This window comes from Methanocorpusculum sp. (genome assembly GCF_030655665.1).
GTDB lineage: Archaea > Halobacteriota > Methanomicrobia > Methanomicrobiales > Methanocorpusculaceae > Methanocorpusculum.
The window spans coordinates 15,060-30,375 of sequence record NZ_JAUSPQ010000008.1 but is presented as its reverse complement, the minus strand read 5'-3'; the positions used below and the strand labels follow the sequence as shown (position 1 = coordinate 30,375).

Below are 15,316 nucleotides of genomic sequence, written 5' to 3'. Positions count from 1 at the left end.
TTTCTTATCATACAAAGCTATCATATAGTACAATGAAGATAGGGATTCTTGGATCAGGACTCGCAGGTTTGTCAGCGGCACTACAACTTGCTGATAAAAATGAGGTTGTCATTTTTGAAAAAAATGACAGTCCAGGCGGGTGTATGTCCTCCCTTACCTACAACAATACCTATACTCTGGAAACCCTCTACCACCACTGTTTTTCCGGAGATACAAACCTGTTTTCCCTTCTGGAGAATCTTGACCTAAAAACTGATATGATCTGGCTGAAAGGTTCAACCGGTTATTACATGGACGGCAAACTTCACCCGCTCACAACCCCTCTCGAGATCCTCCGCTATCCCTGCCTCACGTTTTTCCAGAAATTCAGGCTCGGACTGTTCGTCATCAGTTCACGAAAGATCAATCTCTCCCAACTCGACAAAGTTACGGCAAAGGAATATCTGTTTGAGAAGGTGGGGAAGGATATCTATAATGCGTTCTTTGCTCCCCTCCTCACAAGTAAATTCGGTTCAATGAAGGATGATGTATCGGCGGCCTGGCTTATGAGCAGGATCGCCATCCGCTCGGACAGGGGTACAGAAGGAGAGCGTCTCGGATACCTGAAAGGCGGCTGGCATAAACTGATCGACGCGATGATGGAGAAACTCGAGAAGATGGGTGCAGAGATCAGACTCAGCACACCGGTGATCACGCTTGTCCGGAAAAATGAAAAGTGGCAGATCAACGGCGAGGAGTTTGATGCTGTTATTTCAACACTGCCACCCCAGATTACAAATTCGTTAATGGGAAATTCTACTGACAAACTCCCTGATCTCATGTACCAGGGGGCAGCATGTATGACCTTAGGTCTCGCCCGTGACCCCACAAACGGTATCTATTGGACAAATATGGGAGACCCGGCACCCTACGGAGCAGTGGTCACCCACACGAATTTTGTCCCGTTCAAATGGTATGGCGAACATGTCGTGTATCTTGCATCCTATTTCAAAGATGAACCGGACAGCGGACTGAAAGACCGGATGATTGATGACTTCTGCAAACGTTTCTCTATAGATATCAGTGAGATCCATCACGCAGACCTGTACATCGACAGATTTGCCGGTCCTGTGTATGTAACAGGATACAAAGATTCTATCCCTCCAGCCAATATTGGAGACAATTTGTTCATCGCAGGAATGTTTTCCCCGGAAAACTATCCGGAAAGAAGTATGGAGGGATCGATTTCGGCGGGTCTCAATGCTGCAAAATTATTAGAGGAGAATAATCGTTGACAGACGTATCCGTCACCGCAGTCCTTCCCGTCTTCAATGATGTGGAAGCTTTGAAGACAGCTATTCCAAAATCCATTGAGGCACTCGAAGCGTACGGAAAATCTTTCGAGCTGATTATCGCAGAGGACGGCAGTACCGACGGAAGCCGCGAGTGCGTGGAAGAGTGGGAGAAAAAAGATCCGCGGGTCCGACTGCTTCACTCCAATGAAAGGCAGGGAAGAGGCAGGGCACTGAACCGTGCTCTTGCAGAATCCCGGGGAGAAATATTCTGTTATTATGATGTCGATCTGGCAACCGACATCAACCATCTCGCAGAACTTCTTGGACATATCGAGGATGGAGCGGATGTGGCGACCGGTTCACGCCTGATGAAAGACAGCAATATTATCAGAAGCGGCGACCGGGAGATAGCCAGCAGAGGATATAATTTTCTGGTCAGATTATTCCTCGGCAGCAAACTCAATGACCATCAGTGTGGATTCAAAGCCTATAAATCCGCGGTTCTTCGAGAACTCGTGCCGAAAATCCAGGCACCTCACTGGTTCTGGGACACGGAATCACTCGTTCTTGCACAAAAAGAAGGTCTCCGTGTAGATGAATTTCCAGTCGTTTGGACACAGGGTCCGGGCACTACCGTCAGATTCAAAGATGTGAGCAATATGGGTAAAGACATCCTGAAGATGTGGTGGAGACTGCATGTGGAAAAAAGTTAGTGCCGTTGTTATACCAACAGTAATTGCCGCTGCATTACTGGGGTACATGCTGCTGCGGGTTTGGGATGAACTGCAGGGAAATCTCGAAAGCATTCTTGAGTCCCTGGTCCCGACCTGGTTGATCGTAGCAATATGCATCTGTGTTCTTGCATGGTTTCTCCGCGGGTTTCGATACAAATACATCATTAAGCGTCTCGGAACAGAAATCGGGCTCATCTTCTCCACGGCATGTATCTATGTATCCCAGACAGCAAACCTGATCATTCCAGCACGTCTCGGCGACGTTGTCAGAATGTTCATTCTCAAACATGAGAAGGGCATGCCCTACACAAACGGATTCACTTCACTTATCGTTGAACGAGTGTATGATATTCTTGTACTGGCAGTTCTCGGGTTGTGTTCTCTGCCGTTTTTGATCAGTCTGATTCCCGCGGATTATGGATGGTTTGTCTGGCTGATCCTCTTTGTACTGATCGCCGGAATTGTGGGAATCATCATTCTCCTGCTTGCCAAGTGGTTGCATGCCGAGAACAAGATCCTGAAAAAAATCCTGGAGGTCTTTGCACAGTTCAGACAGGTATCCGCTACGATCTCATCTCTAGGTATTCTTTCGGGAACTTCCGTGATAATCTGGATGATGGATGTTCTCGTTTGTTATCTTGTCTGCATGATGTTGGCCGTCGATGTTCCATTCATGCTGGTTCTTCTGGCAATCGTTATAGGAAATCTCATAAAAGCTGTACCGATTACGCCGGGGGGTATAGGAACTTACGAGGCGGCCCTTGCCATAATTTTTGAAATCGGCGGCGTTGCATCATTTACCGCGTTCCTTATTGCGGTGATTGATCACCTGATCAAAAATCTTGTCACGCTTGTTGGAGGACTGATTTCTCTGTATTACTTCGGTGACTGGTCAGTGTCTCTATTAAAGAGACTTTTCAAAGAGGATACAAAAAAACTCAAAGAAGACACGGATAATCTCTGAAATTATGTCCACGAAACAGAAAAGATATTTATGGTTACTCCGAATGATAAACAACAGGAAAAGTGTGTGATATATGTTCTCTAAAGATATGACGATAGATGAGTTTTACAGCTGTATACATCCCGCAGTTAAAAAAACAAAAAACGCCGATCTTCTCGAAGAACAGATACGTGATATCCAGTTCCCTAAAAATCCTCATGCGCAAAAATTTATGGTCTCCCTCTGTGCCCCGCTCGTAACGAAATACCGCATGGACCGAAGATTTGTTGATACACCTTTGAAGAAATTCTGGCAGGAAGCACGTGACGGGATATTTACTCACGAGAAAGAATACCGGGTACTTTACGATCTGCTCGCAGATGACAAATCCCGCAGGACGCTAATCTCTATGCTCCAGTACCGGTTAACAGAGGATATTAAAACATACCATCGGGAGGGCGACTTCGCCTTCAAACAATATTTCGATAAAAAAATCGTATCACTGAATGATCAGGAGGTATTTGTCAACTGCGGGGGATACCGCGGAGATGTCACGGAGATGTTCATCAACAGTGTAGGGGATTTTTCGAGGACATACTTCTATGAGCCCGACCCGAAAAACTACGCCATTGCAGTTGATTATTTTTCCAGCTGGCAAAAAGATGTTCTCGACAAGATCGTTTTCAGGAACTGCTGTATAGGTAAAGAGAACGAAACAGTATCCTTCAATGCATCCGAGGCTGAGGATTCACACATAAGCGCAACAGGATCTACCGCCATACAGATGGTCTCACTTGATGAGGATATCTTAGAACCCGTTTCATTCATAAAAATGGATATCGAAGGTTTCGAGCGGGATGCACTTGAAGGGGCAAAAAATCACATCACCTCAGATCATCCAAAACTCGCCGTTTGCGTGTATCATAAACCAGACGATCTCTGGGAGATCCCAAAACTCATCAGAGAATATGATGAAGAATATACCCTTTATCTCCGGCAGTACTCGCCATATCCCTGGTGGCCATGCGAGACAGTGATCTATGCTGTCTGACTGTGAGAGATGTAAAGATGAACACACGGGACTGTTGCCGGAATCAGGATAAATTCCTCAGACGGCGGCGGTATTTATCAGAGATGAAAGAACAAATTTACAGCACATCCCATAAGCAGCCTGGTCTACCATGATCTCAATCGAATCCCAGATACTCACTGTCCTCCTTTGGCTCATCGTCATAAAATTCTGCCAGATCACAATTTATCCGTATCTCAAACCGGCACTTGGAACGATTTCTTACGGACTTGCATACCCCATTGGGATTCTTCTATTAACGATCGGATCATGGTATCTTGCTCTGATAGATCTGCCTGTCCAGCTCGTTTTGATACTTTTCGCCTTGCTTGGAGGATTTGCTCTCTACAAAAAGCAGTATGAACTGGCCGATTTAAAAAATCAGATTCTCTGGGATCTGATGTTCCTTGCTGCATTTGCATTACTCCTCATCGTTCGGTGGTTCTCTCCGGGAATCATCCCGTCAGGCGAGAAATTCATGGATGCGGCATTCCTCGGAAGCATAATGCTTAATCCAACAGTCACACCGTTTGATCCGTGGTTTGCAGGGGAAACACTCAACATCTACTATTATCTCGGACACTGGATGATGGGAATTCTCGGAATCCTCGCTCTGGGAACAAGCTCCGTGGTCTTCAATCTAATGCTCCCGACCGTGTTTGCCCTGGCTGCAGTGTCGGCCTATGCGATCGGAGTCCTGCTTCTCAAACGCCATCAGTGGCTCCCAATGCTGGTTTTGATCATACCGAATGCAGCATTGATCTGGTATGCGATCACCGGGCGAGGAGCCATTGATGCCTGGTGGGCATCAACCCGGGTGATCGGTGAAGGAACAACGATCAATGAATACCCTCTATTCTCCTTTTTATGGGGCGATCCTCATGCACATCTTCTCGCGTGTTTTAATCAGCTGTTGTTTATCTGCCTGCTTGCAGTGATGATAACCAGATGGCAGTATCTGAAGGGCTGGGGAAAATATCTTCTGATCGGGCTTCTCTCTCTATCTCTTGGCACAATGCCGGCTATGAACTCATGGGATGTGATAATCTACGCCGGCGTATATCTCGTCGTTGCGTTTATGGTATGGTGGAGATTCGACCGGCATCAGGTTCGTAAACTTCTGCCGTTTGTACTTGTGCCGATACTTTCCATTCTGGCCTATGCTCCATATTTATATCAGATGCTTACAACTGGCGGATCAAGTATTGAGGGATTTTTCCTTGTAACAACACCATCTCCCATCATTGAATTTCTCGGGGTTTATCTGTTTTTCCTCGTGATTTTTATCATCTATGGAATATCTGTTCTGAAAAAATATCCCTGGCTGATCGCACTCCCGATCATACTTGGGCTGGTAGGTTATGCGTCGTTAGGAGTGGCCCTCTTCTGCATAATCCTGTTCCTCGCAAAGAAGGAGTGGCTGCCGGAGATCATCTTCGGCGTGATCGGACTTGCTATCCTGGTGTTTCTCGAAATATTCTATCTCAAGGATTACATGGGTGATACATACTATCGGATGAACACCGTCTTCAAATTCGGATTTTGCGCCTGGTTCTTCCTTGGGGTCTCATCACTGCTGATTCTTGGAAACTGGTTCCGGGATCGGTTTTCTGCTGTAAATCCCAAAAAGGTATGGGCAGCAGTATGTGTGGTGTTCATCTGTCTTGCAGGGATCTTTGTTGTAGGGGGTATCAATCTTGGCTATCCAGGAGGGACGCTGAATGGAGAAGCATGGCTTGCAGTATCACATCCTGCTGACTATCAGGGAATAGAATACCTGCAGGGTATAGCAGATCCATCGATTATAGTAGTCGAAGCGGCAGGAACATCGTACACCTACGGATCCAGGGTCTCAGCAATGACCGGTTTATCCACGATCATCGGATGGACCGGACATGAAGTTGGATGGAGGACAGGTATAGGGGATGTTTCCACAAGGATGGCGGATGTACGTGCGATCTATGAGGATCCGGGGAAAACGATCAATCTGATGAAGAAGTATGGAGCAACGTACCTATTTGTCGGAGAAGTGGAACAGGAGATGTACACAATTAACCTCCCTCTGGAAGATCTCGTGAATGTATTTTCAGCAGACGGTGTGGATATCTACCGAATCAGGTAATACAGATGCCTCTCATTCGCCGGACATTGAGCGCGGGTCCTGAGATGGAGATCGGTAAATCTTCTTCCTTCAAAAATCCGGAGACCCGAATTCCAAAAATAGGTAACGACAGGATTCAGGATAAAATAGCCAACACCTCCCCCTAAGCGATATTTATCCCGACATAATGAGGGAGTATAACGTCATTCTTACTAGAGAAGACAGAACATATCCCAGTCAACGTTACGCATTGATTCCTGACGTTCATCCATATCTTTATCTCAAATTCAAACCCATAAATATAGTTACGCCAGCATCGGTTACCCCGTACGGGGGGAACAAATCGGGATTTTCCTGAGACTGTTTTGTACCTACCAGTATGACCGCTGATGAGCGATGACAGAGGGTAAAACCTCTCGAGTGAAGTGAGTAATTATGGCAAAGATTTACCAGAAGTTTGAAGTTCCCGAAGAACTTCAGAACAAAGCACTTGAAGCTCTTGAGCTTGCACGTGACACCGGAAAGATTAAGAAAGGCGCAAACGAGGCAACTAAGGCCGTCGAGCGTGGAATTGCAGCTCTCGTCTTAATCGGCGCAGATGTTACACCCGAAGAGATCGTCATGCACATCCCCGGACTTGCAGACGAGAAGGAAATTCCGTTCGTTTTCATCAACAAGCAGGCAGACATCGGAGCCGCATGCGGCCTTGACGTCGGATGCACTGCAGTAGCAATCGTTAAAGTCGGCAAAGGCAAAGAGCTCGTAGGAGATCTTGCCGGTCAGATCAAGGCACTGAGAGGATAATTCCATGCCTGATGATGCAACGCCAGCAGAAGTTATTGAGGTCATCGGCCTTACGGGTATGCACGGAGAGGCATCCCAGATCAAATGCCGTGTCCTTGATGGCTCGAACAAGGGGCGTATCATTACCCGTAACACTTTCGGACCTATCCGTGAGGGTGACATTCTGATGCTCCTTGAAACGGAACGCGAAGCAAAGAAACTTTCCAGACGGTGAGTAAAATGGTGGATACATATACCTGCAGTTACTGTGGAAAGCAGCTTGAACCCGGAACCGGGAAGCTCTTTGTTAGAAAAGATGGTGCAGTTTTCTATTTCTGCTCATCCAAATGCCAGAGCAACTATAAACTCGGCAGAATCCCCAGACGTGTAGCCTGGACCGCAGCAGGTCGCAAGGCACGCGGTAAGGAGTGATTTAATCTATGGAACGCACCTTTGTGATGATCAAACCCGACGGCGTCCAGCGTGGACTTGTCGGCGAGATTCTGTCACGCTTTGAAAACAAGGGATTCAAAATTGTCGCCGGAAAATTCGGCGTTCTTGCAGAATCTATTGTTGACAAGCACTATGAGGAACACCTCGCAAAATCGTTTTACCCAAGCATGAAAGCATACATTACGGGTGGACCGGTCTTCCGCTTTGTCCTCGAAGGTGACAATGTTGTTGCAACGGTTCGGAAAATGAACGGTGCAACCAACCCGACAGAAGCTAACCCCGGAACTATCCGTGGAGATTATGCTCTGTCCATCGGCAAAAATGTCATCCATGCAGCAGACTCTCCCGAGAGTGCTGCCCGTGAGATCGGCATTCACTTTACTCCGACCGAACTTGTCTCTTATACTAAGATCGACGAGTCCGAACTTTACGAGTAATGCCATATATTTGAGAAATATTCTCAACCAATCTTTTTTGCGGTAATGTGATCAATGCTTTGATGAAAGAAGGGGGCACCCACTTCATTGATTTAGTTACGTGCCGAATTTTTTGAAAAAAATAGAGAGTTATCTTCGCAGATAGTCATATGCCGACAGAAGAGCTTTTATTCCTTCGCCAACGGATGTTGCGATCTGTTTTGCTTTGATGGAGGTCGCATCCCCGGCAGCGAAAAATCCGGGAACATTCGTAGTGCAGTCGACATCAACAATGATTTCTTTATTCGGATTCATGGCTGCAAAGCCTTCGAAGATCGAGGTGTTTGGATCAAGACCGATCCCAAGGAAGACGCCGTCAACTGGAAGTTTTTCTTCAGCTTTTCCAAGAAGGGCAGATACGCCGCCGGTTTTTTTCAAAACCACATACTCAAGAAACTGACCGCCCCCAAACTCCGATATGGTAGATCCCTTATGCAGAACCACGTTCTTCTTTGTTTTGAGCCGATCGATCAGCACCTTGTCTGCCTTAAGATGACTGCGAACGATGAGATGGATCGTTGATGCAATGTCACTCAGTTCGATTGCCATGTCAACTGCGGTGTTCCCCCCGCCAAGGATCCCGACAACTTTATTTTTGTACAACGGGCCGTCACAGGTCGTACAGATCGCAACACCTTTCCCAAGATACTCAGTCTCACCTTTCGCTCCGGAGAGACGTGGAGACCTCCCAGTAGCCGCTATGACTGCCTTTGCAGTGTAAGGACCCCCGTTGAGTGTCTCGATAGAAAAGATATCGTCGATCTTGGAAATGCCAGTCACTACATCCTCAACAAAGATCCCTCCAGATTGTACCGTATGATCATAGATTTTTTTCATCAGCTCTTCTCCGGAGACATCCGGAACGCCAGGATAGTTTTCTACGACATAACTCTGGCTCACCATTCCGCCTATCGCTCCGGTTATCACGATCATATCCATCCCTTTTCGGGCGCCGTACATGGCAGCCGAAAGACCTGCTGCTCCTGCACCGATCACCACCAGATCGTGATTTGGAGAAACATCCGGCGTCTTCTTCACCGCCACCGGAGCACCAAGATATTCCATGACTTTTTTCAGGTCATCGCCTACAACGATCTTTTCACCGTCGATGACCGTTACCGGAACACCTCGCTGACCGGATATCTTGATCATTTCAGCTGCGGCCTTTTGATCCTCACCCACATCAATATTGGTGTAGGGTATATTGTCATTATCAAGGAACGTTTTCAATGCTTTACAGTGAGGACAACCCGAAAGCGAGTACACAACCACTTCATGTAACATAGCAATGAGTCTGATTTCTAAGGATTAAAACTATTGGTTCTGGATAGAAAAAACTCTGTACGGAAAAGAGAGTTAATGATATTTTTTGATTTTCATGGTGTCTGAAGAGACGAGAGCCTCATCCATATCCAAAGGAGTTACCGTATCAATTTTTTTCACACCTATTGCGTGAACGACATAATCTCCTACAAAGGCATATCGTTTGACGACCATACCAACGACTTCAATGCTGTCCCCTACGCGAATATCAATATCCAGCGGGGATGAACGCTGGGCAACGACCGTTCCGGATCCGTCAAAGATTTTATAGCCCGGACGGTTGATGAATTTACCCTTCAAACCCTGAACAACACCTTCAACACGGACTGCCTTGCCCTCCATCGTGCGACCGATCTGTTTTATCCTACAGGGTTTTGATTCAGCTTCGTATTCTGGGAGAAGTTTGATATACTGCTTGCCGACACTGTAACTGTTCACCAGGGGGATCACAAACAAACATAGAGAGAGCGGAATTCCCCAGTAGAGAAACATGTTGTCGCCAGTTGCGAAAAATGACCAGACAAAGAGTGCGAGGAAAAATATGACAACAATATAGTGCATAGGGGCCAAGCTGATTTTTACGCCTTTTATTTTCATGAGAGACACCGGTCTTTAGTGATAGTGATATTTCTTAGGTTAAATATATGCATGTCTTGCAACACAGAAAAAAAGAAAGAGATGGTTTAGATAAGAGGCGCAGTTAATACGCCGGGCTTATCTTATTTAGTTTCACAAAGTGCACAGATTTCTGACTTGTAGCAGTAGTAGTAGACGATTGCCATGAAGATGACAGCACCAACAATGTTACCAAGGGTTGCCCAGATAATGTTGTTCGTCCACATGCCGACCCAGTCAAGACCTGCGACAGTGTTTCCAGTGAATCCGTTTGTAATGATTGCGGCTGGGATGAAGTACATGTTTGCAACACAGTGTTCAAATCCAGAGGCAACGAAAGCCATGATCGGGAACCAGATAGCAACGATCTTGCCGATTACATCATCAGCTGCGAGGCCAAGGAAGAGTGCCAGGCAGACGAGCCAGTTACAAAGGATAGCTTTGAAGAAGCAGGAAAGAATACCCATTGCTCCAGTGTAGGAGACTTTAGCGGTTCCAATGGCAATTGCACGGAGACCAAAGGCAGTTACAGTTGCAACACCTGCTGCGCTCCATGAGGTATATGGACCATAGGACATGAGGAATGCCATGAAGAGGGATCCAATAAGGTTACCAATGTAAACAACAATCCAGAGATAAGCAAGTCTGCCAATGCCAACATGACCCTGAAGGACTGCCATTGGGGCAAACATTGCATCGCCGGTAAAGAGTTCTGCACCGGTTAAGACGATGATAATTAAACCGATCGGGAAAAGAGCACCGGTAACGACCTGGCTGATACCTGCACCGAATACTGCGGAGACTCCGGTTGATCCAACTGTTGCAAGGGCAGCACCCATTGCAATATATGCACCAGCAAGAAACGCACGAACCAGCATATTGAATGCTGGAAGGTTGCATTTTGTTTTGCCGGCCTTTCCAATTGTGACGCATACCTGCGCCGGACTGAATGTGACCATAAATAAACACCTCACAATCCGGTCGGGAAATACCCTACCGGGTTGCGTTATTTTCTGATTGGAGTAGTTTCTATTTAAATCATACCAATTGACATGATGATTCGTGATAATTTCTGAGTGAGTATTAAGATATTGATTAACTAACCACCATGTATTATTTTAATTAATTAATCAAAAATTATTAACTTACCCTGTTTTCTTGAATGCGCGGAGATAGGCGAAAAATACGTAAGCGCTAATAATAAGATCGAAACATAAACTATATAATGTACAACGAGATTGCTTCAACAAATACACAAATAATGTAAGATATTTTCACAAAAAATCATCAATTTATCCAAAATAATTGAGCATCACTCAGGTCTCAGCCCTTTAGGAAAAGTACTCGAAATATGACCTTTCAATAAAGGGAAGATATAGGACAAAACTGATATTTATGCCTATTATTTATCATCAGATCACTAAATCGTTAATGATAAGAATATGTTTGGTCGGAAGGGACAGACATCATACATGATTGATAGAAAAAAAGATAGTTTGGATAAGATATTGTGTAGTACGCTGACCGTATCTTATGCTGTTTTACACAATGCACAAATCTCCGACTTGTAACAATAATAATAGACGATCGCCATAAAAACGACCGCACCAACGATGTTGCCAAGTGTTGTCCAGATGATGTTGTTTGTCCACATACCCGCCCAGTTCAAATTTGTGACGGTGTTCCCGGTAAAGCCGTTTGTAATGATTGCAGCAGGGATGAAGAACATGTTTGCAACACAGTGTTCAAATCCTGAGGTCGCAAAAGCCATAATAGGAAACCAGAGAGCAGCTATCTTAGATATCACATCATCCGCGGCAAGACCAAGGAACAAGGCAAGACAAACAAGCCAGTTACAAAGAATTCCTTTAAAGAAGCAGGAGAGAAGACCCATCGTTCCTGTGTAGGCAACTTTGGCGGACCCAATCTGGATCGCACGAAGACCAAAGGTCGTTACCGTCACGACGCCGGCAGCATCCCACGAGGAATAAGGACCGTAACTGACAAGAAATGCCATGAATACAGATCCGATAAGATTCCCGATGTAAACGATGACCCACAGATAAACGAGTTTCCAGATACCGATATGACCCTGAAGCATCGACATCGGGGCGAACATTGCATCACCGGTAAAAAGCTCTGCTCCAGTGAAGACGACGAGCATTAACCCAACCGGGAAAACCGCACCGACGATCAATTGGGAGATACCCGGACCGAAATAGTTTGCGACGTCAGTCGAACTAACTGTTGCAAGCGTAGCACCCATTGCGACATAGGCGCCGGCAAGAAACGCACGAACCAGCATATTCAATGCCGGAAGACTGGTTTTAGATATACCAGCGATTCCAATTTTCACGCAAACCTGCGCAGGACTGAATGTAACCATAATTTTACCCCTTCACAATTCAGTCGAAAAACCAATGTGACGTGATTATACTCATTAAGTAGGCAGGAACGGATATATCAATTCTTCTTTTTGACATGATTAATCATGATAAATCATTCTCACCTGGTTTTTCACTTTATTCCCATGACAGCCTATCTCATCAGCAGGAATCTTACGCTAACATTAAGCGTTTGGAAAAACCACTCCTTATGAATGAAGAGTGGATACAACAAAACAATACCCATGATTTCTGAGGGACGCGCATGAGATTTCTCAAACTTGTATCAGTCGAGGAGGCAGAAAAAACACTCCTTTCACTTGCAAAACTCCTTCCAACTGAACATATCTCTTTGGATAATACCTCGGGAAGAATTTTAGCAGAACCTGTCTGTTCCCCGGCAGATATTCCCGGATTTAACCGTTCGGTAAAAGACGGGTATGCCGTACGTTCCATAGACACGCTTGGAGCCGGCGAGCTACGTCCAAACCTTCTCCAGATAGTTGGTAAAATAGCCATGGGCGAAAACAACTCAGGCAGTATTGGGGAAAAAGAGGCAAAATATATTCCAACCGGGGGTGTTATGCCAGACGGAGCCGATGCAGTCATAATGCAGGAGCAGGTCGAACTCGCAGGGACAACACTACTCGTCAAAGGAGCAGTGAATCCGGGACTTGATGTTCTGAAATACAATGAAGATTTCTCAAAAGGTGAAGAAGTATTCTCAGCAGGTCACATAATCACGGCACAGACGGCCGGCGTTCTCGCTGCATTTGGACTCGATCCGGTTCTTGTCAGGAAACGCCCGCGGGTTGGGATAATCTCAACCGGAAATGAACTGATCACCCCCGCAAACACACCCGACATCGGACAAATTCGCGATACGAACACCTCTCTTTTACGGGCATTTATAACAGAAAATGGAGCAAAGCCGATATTCTACGGGATCGTCAAAGACGAAGCGGATGCACTCCAGCCGGTACTTGCCAAAGCAGCAGCAGAATGTGATCTGGTCATCCTGTCGGGAGGCAGCTCCAAGGATGAACGGGATGTGACCGCAGGCGTTATCAAAACCCTGGGAAAAGTCCATGTTCACGGCGTGTCCGTATCCCCGGGAAAACCCACTATCATAGGAAGTATACATAATGTTCCTGTTTTGGGTCTTCCCGGAAACCCGACATCAACATATATGATCGCAACACTCTTCGTGACACCTCTTCTCAGAAAAATGACCGGAGCAAACCAGAAATTACGGAGCATCAAAGCCCACATCTCAACAAGTTTTCCCTCGGAAAAAGGGAGAGTCGACCTCATCAGAGTTAAACTTCTTCCAAACGGTGATATCGAACCGGTTCTTGGAAAATCCGGTCTGTTGAATACCCTCGTCAAAAGTGACGGGTATATCAAAGTCCCCGCAGGACTCGACGGATATGAACCTGGAGAAGTTGTGGAGGTATATTTATGGTAAAACGCTATCTTGACCAGATCACTCTCGAAAAAGCAGTCGAAATAATCAAAAACATCCCACCAGTTATCGGATCGAGACATCTCCCCCTCATCTATGCCAGTGGGCATATCCTCGCTGAATCCTTATATGCCAAATACTCAGTCCCGGAAGTGCCTACATCAGCAATGGACGGATTTGCGGTTCAGTCTCAAGAGACTTCAACAGCCGGCGACCAGAATCCGGTAACTCTCACGAACTTTGAGCGGGTCAACACGGGAAATGTCATTGCAAAAGGATTTGATGCGGTTATAAAGGTCGAAGAGGCCTGGTTTGACGAGCAGGATCTGCATAAGATCACCATCCGGAAAAGTATCAATCCGGGAACAAACATCCGACCCCCAGGCGAGGATATCAAAAAAGATCAGCTGATCCTCCCGTCAGGCACGAAGATCCTTCCGTTCAATATCGGAGCGATCGCTGCGTATGGTTTTACCTCAGTCAAGGTCAAACGGATTTTAATCGGGATCATCCCGACCGGAACAGAACTGATTCTGCCGGGCACACGACCTGCCCCCGGTCAGGTTGTGGAGAGCAATACATTAATGGCGGAAGTGTATCTACGGCAGTTTGGCGCCGATGTCATCAGATACCCTCCGGTAACAGACAATAAGGTCCTCATTCGGGGGGCTTTGGAAAAAGCCGTTGACGAATGTGATATAATTATCGTCTCCGCCGGTTCGTCGGCCGGAACAAAAGATTTCACAGCATCGGTGATCTCCGAGATAGGAAAACTGCTGTTCCACGGCATTTCTGTGAAACCGGGAAAACCCGCAATGGTCGGGATCATCAATAAGAAACCCGTCTTTGGTCTTCCAGGATATCCGCTGGCCGCTCAGACGATATTAAGATTACTCGTTTCACCACTGATCGAGAACTGGGGATGGACCGGACCTGAGCAAAAAACAGTCCCGATCGTCCTTGGTTCCCCGGTCGCATCCGACGGAGGAGTTGATGAATTCAGCCTCTATGCCGCGGGGCGTATCGGAGACCATTATACAGCGATTCCTCTCTCCAGAGGGGCAAGTGTACAAATGACCGGTGTCCGAAGCAACTGTATTGTACAGATTCCCCTCGGGGTCGAAGGATACGAAACCGGCGAAGTAGTAGATGCACTGCTGCTGGTTGAAAAAGAAGAACTTGATCAGACAGTCCTCATTTGCGGTGTCAATGGCGGATCGCTGGAACATCTCACTGAAAAATGCATGAAAGAAGATATCCGGATAAGGGTCGGACCGACAAGCGGGATATCAGCTCTCATTCTTCTGAAAAATGAATCATGCCATCTGGCATCCGTCTCAAAAGGAGAGGATTGTTCGATCTGCGGCCCTGAGTATCAGACAATATCCATCGGCGATCTCCTCCTTGTCACCAAAAAAGAGATCACTGATCAAAAAGTGAGAAGAGTGCTGGACCTCGCAGCAGAAATCTAAATATCTTCCAGATATTTTTTGAGCTTCGGCCAGTCACGAATTTTGATCAAAGCTTCGGCTTCTTTTTTCTCCGGGATATTGAAGCACTGAGCTGCAGAAACGGCGTCCGAAAGTTTCGCGATTCTGACCTCTCTGACATCATTGTCACCTTCATTTACGACCTGAGTCAGCTGCTCAAGGAGCAAAACAGCATCACCTGCATGTGTTTTTGACATAAATGATAC

16 protein-coding genes are annotated in these 15,316 nt (G+C 46.3%); 11 read left to right on the top strand and 5 right to left on the bottom strand.

The genetic code is table 11. The features are described from left to right. Positions 1-32: 32 nt before the first annotated feature. The 9 genes from Q7J08_RS06270 (at position 33) to ndk (ending at position 7,794) form a co-directional block, all read left to right on the top strand. Positions 33-1,274, top strand: a complete 1,242-nt coding sequence (locus tag Q7J08_RS06270; protein WP_304910839.1) for an NAD(P)/FAD-dependent oxidoreductase — start codon at positions 33-35, stop codon at positions 1,272-1,274. Beyond that, positions 1,271-1,987, top strand: a complete 717-nt coding sequence (locus Q7J08_RS06265; protein WP_304910838.1) for a glycosyltransferase — start codon at positions 1,271-1,273, stop codon at positions 1,985-1,987. The genes Q7J08_RS06270 and Q7J08_RS06265 overlap by 4 nt, the downstream gene beginning before the upstream one ends. Next, on the top strand, positions 1,971-2,972 hold the full coding sequence (locus Q7J08_RS06260; RefSeq protein WP_304910837.1) for a lysylphosphatidylglycerol synthase transmembrane domain-containing protein: 1,002 nt from the start codon (positions 1,971-1,973) through the stop codon (positions 2,970-2,972). The genes Q7J08_RS06265 and Q7J08_RS06260 overlap by 17 nt, the downstream gene beginning before the upstream one ends. An 88-nt stretch (positions 2,973-3,060) precedes the next feature. Beyond that, complete coding sequence (locus Q7J08_RS06255; RefSeq protein WP_304910836.1) at positions 3,061-4,002, top strand: FkbM family methyltransferase; 942 nt, start codon at positions 3,061-3,063, stop codon at positions 4,000-4,002. A gap of 130 nt (positions 4,003-4,132) precedes the next feature. Then, positions 4,133-6,142: a DUF2298 domain-containing protein gene (locus Q7J08_RS06250; RefSeq protein WP_304910835.1), complete on the top strand. Its 2,010-nt coding sequence runs from the start codon at positions 4,133-4,135 to the stop codon at positions 6,140-6,142. A 414-nt stretch (positions 6,143-6,556) separates the two neighbouring features. After that, a complete protein-coding gene (gene rpl7ae, locus Q7J08_RS06245; RefSeq protein WP_304910834.1) occupies positions 6,557-6,925 on the top strand; it encodes a 50S ribosomal protein L7Ae in 369 nt (122 codons plus the stop codon). Positions 6,926-6,929: 4 nt separating this feature from the next. Then, positions 6,930-7,139, top strand: a complete 210-nt coding sequence (locus tag Q7J08_RS06240; protein WP_011833865.1) for a 30S ribosomal protein S28e — start codon at positions 6,930-6,932, stop codon at positions 7,137-7,139. A gap of 5 nt (positions 7,140-7,144) precedes the next feature. Further along, complete coding sequence (locus Q7J08_RS06235; RefSeq protein ID WP_042698067.1) at positions 7,145-7,336, top strand: 50S ribosomal protein L24e; 192 nt, start codon at positions 7,145-7,147, stop codon at positions 7,334-7,336. An 8-nt stretch (positions 7,337-7,344) separates the two neighbouring features. Beyond that, on the top strand, positions 7,345-7,794 hold the full coding sequence (gene ndk, locus Q7J08_RS06230) for a nucleoside-diphosphate kinase (protein ID WP_304910833.1): 450 nt from the start codon (positions 7,345-7,347) through the stop codon (positions 7,792-7,794). 129 nt (positions 7,795-7,923) lie between these two features. Here the strand turns inward: ndk and Q7J08_RS06225 are convergent, their stop codons facing one another. The 4 genes from Q7J08_RS06225 to Q7J08_RS06210 all read right to left on the bottom strand — a co-directional run bounded on the left by Q7J08_RS06225 (position 7,924) and on the right by Q7J08_RS06210 (position 12,157). Beyond that, positions 7,924-9,117: an FAD-dependent oxidoreductase gene (locus Q7J08_RS06225; protein ID WP_304910832.1), complete on the bottom strand. Its 1,194-nt coding sequence runs from the start codon at positions 9,115-9,117 to the stop codon at positions 7,924-7,926. 72 nt (positions 9,118-9,189) lie between these two features. Further along, positions 9,190-9,753, bottom strand: a complete 564-nt coding sequence (locus Q7J08_RS06220; RefSeq protein WP_304910831.1) for a nucleotide-binding protein — start codon at positions 9,751-9,753, stop codon at positions 9,190-9,192. Between the two features lie 122 nt (positions 9,754-9,875). Beyond that, positions 9,876-10,730: a formate/nitrite transporter family protein gene (locus Q7J08_RS06215; RefSeq protein ID WP_304910830.1), complete on the bottom strand. Its 855-nt coding sequence runs from the start codon at positions 10,728-10,730 to the stop codon at positions 9,876-9,878. A 572-nt stretch (positions 10,731-11,302) separates the two neighbouring features. Beyond that, positions 11,303-12,157, bottom strand: coding sequence for a formate/nitrite transporter family protein (locus tag Q7J08_RS06210; protein WP_304910829.1), 855 nt, complete (start codon positions 12,155-12,157; stop codon positions 11,303-11,305). Between the two features lie 263 nt (positions 12,158-12,420). Here Q7J08_RS06210 and glp point away from each other — a divergent pair, with 263 nt between their 5' ends. Then, positions 12,421-13,623: a gephyrin-like molybdotransferase Glp gene (gene glp / locus Q7J08_RS06205; RefSeq protein WP_304910828.1), complete on the top strand. Its 1,203-nt coding sequence runs from the start codon at positions 12,421-12,423 to the stop codon at positions 13,621-13,623. After that, entirely contained in the window at positions 13,617-15,092 is a 1,476-nt protein-coding gene (locus Q7J08_RS06200) for a molybdopterin-binding protein (RefSeq protein WP_304910827.1), read from the top strand. The genes glp and Q7J08_RS06200 overlap by 7 nt, the downstream gene beginning before the upstream one ends. On the opposite strand, the gene Q7J08_RS06195 is transcribed toward Q7J08_RS06200, so the two are convergent. After that, entirely contained in the window at positions 15,089-15,307 is a 219-nt protein-coding gene (locus Q7J08_RS06195; protein WP_304910826.1) for a hypothetical protein, read from the bottom strand. The two genes, Q7J08_RS06200 and Q7J08_RS06195, sit on opposite strands and share 4 nt — an antisense overlap. Positions 15,308-15,316: the final 9 nt, after the last annotated feature.